Origin of the sequence: Aeromonas sp. HMWF014, assembly GCF_963878295.1 — a bacterium.
GTDB classification, from domain to species: Bacteria; Pseudomonadota; Gammaproteobacteria; order Enterobacterales; family Aeromonadaceae; genus Aeromonas; species Aeromonas popoffii.
The window spans coordinates 7398-9917 of sequence record NZ_CAWNYS010000026.1 but is presented as its reverse complement, the minus strand read 5'-3'; the positions used below and the strand labels follow the sequence as shown (position 1 = coordinate 9917).

Here is a 2520-nt window from a genome sequence, read left to right as displayed (position 1 = left end):
GACCCGCCGCTTCATGCGCGAGTTGAACCGGCTCGGCGTCACCAGTGCCATCGATGCTGGCGGCGGCTTCCAGAATTACCCCGAGGATTACCAGATCATCGAAGAGCTGGAGAAGGCGGATCAACTCACAATCCGCATCGCCTATAACCTCTTCACCCAGCGACCCAAGCAGGAGCTAGACGACTTCCAGCGCTGGACCGACATGCTGGCCCCAGGCAGCGGCAGCGACTTCTACCGCCACAACGGGGCCGGTGAGATGCTGGTCTTCTCAGCCGCCGATTTCGAGGACTTCCTCGAGGCACGCCCGGACTTGCCCCCCGGCATGGAAGACGAGCTGGAGCGGGTGGTGCGTCACCTGGTCGAGCATCGCTGGCCATTTCGCCTGCACGCCACCTATGATGAATCCATCTCGCGCATGCTTGACGTGTTCGAGAAGGTTAACAGCGACGTCCCTTTCAACGGGCTGCACTGGATGTTTGACCATGCCGAGACCATCAGCGAACGCAACATAGATCGAGTTAAGGCGCTTGGTGGCGGCCTCGCCATCCAGCACCGCATGGCCTTCCAGGGCGAATACTTCGCCGAACGTTACGGCCAGGAAGCACTCTCGCACACGCCGCCAGTTGCCCGTATGCTGGAAGCCGGCGTACCGGTCGGGCTAGGTACCGACGCCACCCGTGTTGCCAGCTACAACCCCTGGACCGCCCTCTACTGGCTGGTCTCCGGCCGTACCGTCGGTGGTTTGCAGATGTATGACGAGCGTAACCGCCTGCCGCGCGAGACCGCTCTTTCCCTGTGGACCAACGGCAGTGCTTGGTTCTCCAGCGAACAGGGCAAGAAGGGGATGATCAAAGTCGGTCAGCTCGCTGATCTGGCTGTACTCTCCGAGGACTTCTTCCACGTACCGGAAGAATCAATCAATGGGATCGAGTCAGTGCTGACCCTGGTCGGTGGCAAGATTGTGTTCGCCCAAGGCTCCTTTGGCGGCATGGCTCCGCCCGAGCTGCCAATCCTGCCCGACTGGTCGCCGACCAAGCTGGTTCCCGGCCACTACCGTCCGGCCTCAGCTCAGCAGGCTCCGTTAGGCACCCATCCCCACCAGTGCTGTGGCCCTTGTGGCGTTCACCAGCACCAGCATGAGAAGGCCCGCAACTCCTTCATGCCGGTCTCCGACGACCGTTCCTTCTGGGGAGCACTCGGTTGTTCCTGCTTCGCCTTCTGACCTTCACCAGGGCGCCGCACTGGCGGCGCTTTCTACCGGAACATTACATGACTCGATTCATCAAGCGCCCTGCCGACCAGCTTCACTATTTGCCGGCCAGTGAGTATCACCCTGCCAACACCTACTTCCACTTCTCGTTTGCCAATTACTACGACCCGGAAAATATCCACTACGGTGCGCTGCGGGTGGTCAACGATGACGACGTACGGCCACATAGCGGCTTCGGCCAACACCCACACCGTGACATGGAGATCGTCAGCTATCTGCTGCACGGTAAACTGACCCATTGGGACAGCGTCACTGCCGAAGAGGAGGTGCTCGAGCGTGGCCATATTCAGGCCATCACCGCCGGCACCGGCTTGATCCACGCCGAGCTCAACAGGCACGATGAGTGGACCCGCTTCATGCAGATATGGATCCTGCCGCCGGCCCAGGGGCTGGAGATCCGCTATGGCAGCGCCAAGCCTGCGGCCAGCGAGCGGGAGAACCGTCTACTGCACCTGGTCAGCCAGCTGCACGGCGGTCTGGATACCCCGCTGTACCTCAACCAGGACGCCAACTTCCATGTTACCGAGTTGACCCGCGCCGATGCCGAGGTTGTGTTCGAACTGGCCGAGGGGCGTCAGGCCTATGTCAGTTGCATGGAAGGTAGCGTGGAGCTGGAAGGGATGACTTCTCTGGTCGAACGCGACTCGCTGGAAGTCACCGGTCCGGCCACCCTACGAATGAAGGCTCCCAGCGGCCATGGCCACGTCATCATCATCGAGATGCAACGCATGGATGAGCGTTCCCATGGCTAACCAGACCGTCACCCCCTGGGCGCCGTTTCGACAGCGCGCCTTTCTGGTGCTCTGGCTGGCGACCCTATTTTCCAACGTCGGCACCTGGATGCACGACGTGGGCGCCGGTTGGCTGATGACCAGTCTGGACCCGGATCCGGGCATGATCGCCGCGGTGCAGGCCATGACCACGCTGCCGGTCTTCCTGCTGGCGTTGCTGGCGGGGGCCCTGGCCGACATCCTGGACCGGCGCCGCCTGCTGCTAGTGGTGAACGCCATGATGCTGATGGCCTCGGCCTTTCTGGCGTTTCAGGTGCAGAGGGGCGGGATCAGCAGTCACGGCCTGTTGCTCATAACCTTCCTGCTCGGCTGTGGTGCCGCCTTCCTGGCCCCGGCCTGGCAGGCAATCGTGCCGAGCCTGCTGGATCGCAAGGAGCTGCAAGCCGGTATCGCCCTCAACAGCATGGGGATCAACATCAGCCGCGCCATCGGCCCGGCGCTGGCGGGTCTGCTGATCGC

The 2520-nt window shown here is 62.3% G+C and carries 3 protein-coding genes; all 3 read left to right on the top strand.

Annotated elements, in window-relative coordinates:
* A partial coding sequence (locus tag AAC083_RS00900) for an amidohydrolase (RefSeq protein WP_108537840.1) occupies positions 1 to 1222 on the top strand: 1222 nt, incomplete at its 5' end.
* Positions 1223 to 1269: 47 nt separating this feature from the next.
* Positions 1270 to 2022, top strand: a complete 753-nt coding sequence (locus AAC083_RS00895; RefSeq protein ID WP_108537837.1) for a pirin family protein — start codon at positions 1270 to 1272, stop codon at positions 2020 to 2022.
* Positions 2015 to 2520, top strand: a 506-nt coding sequence (locus AAC083_RS00890; RefSeq protein WP_219927931.1) for an MFS transporter, incomplete at its 3' end; no start/stop codon positions are given. The genes AAC083_RS00895 and AAC083_RS00890, both read left to right, overlap by 8 nt.

Bases quoted from the DNA above. Each gene is read 5' to 3' on its own strand.
- AAC083_RS00895 (WP_108537837.1), top strand. From the start codon at position 1,270: ATGACTCGATTCATCAAGCGCCCTGCCGACCAGCTTCACTATTTGCCG.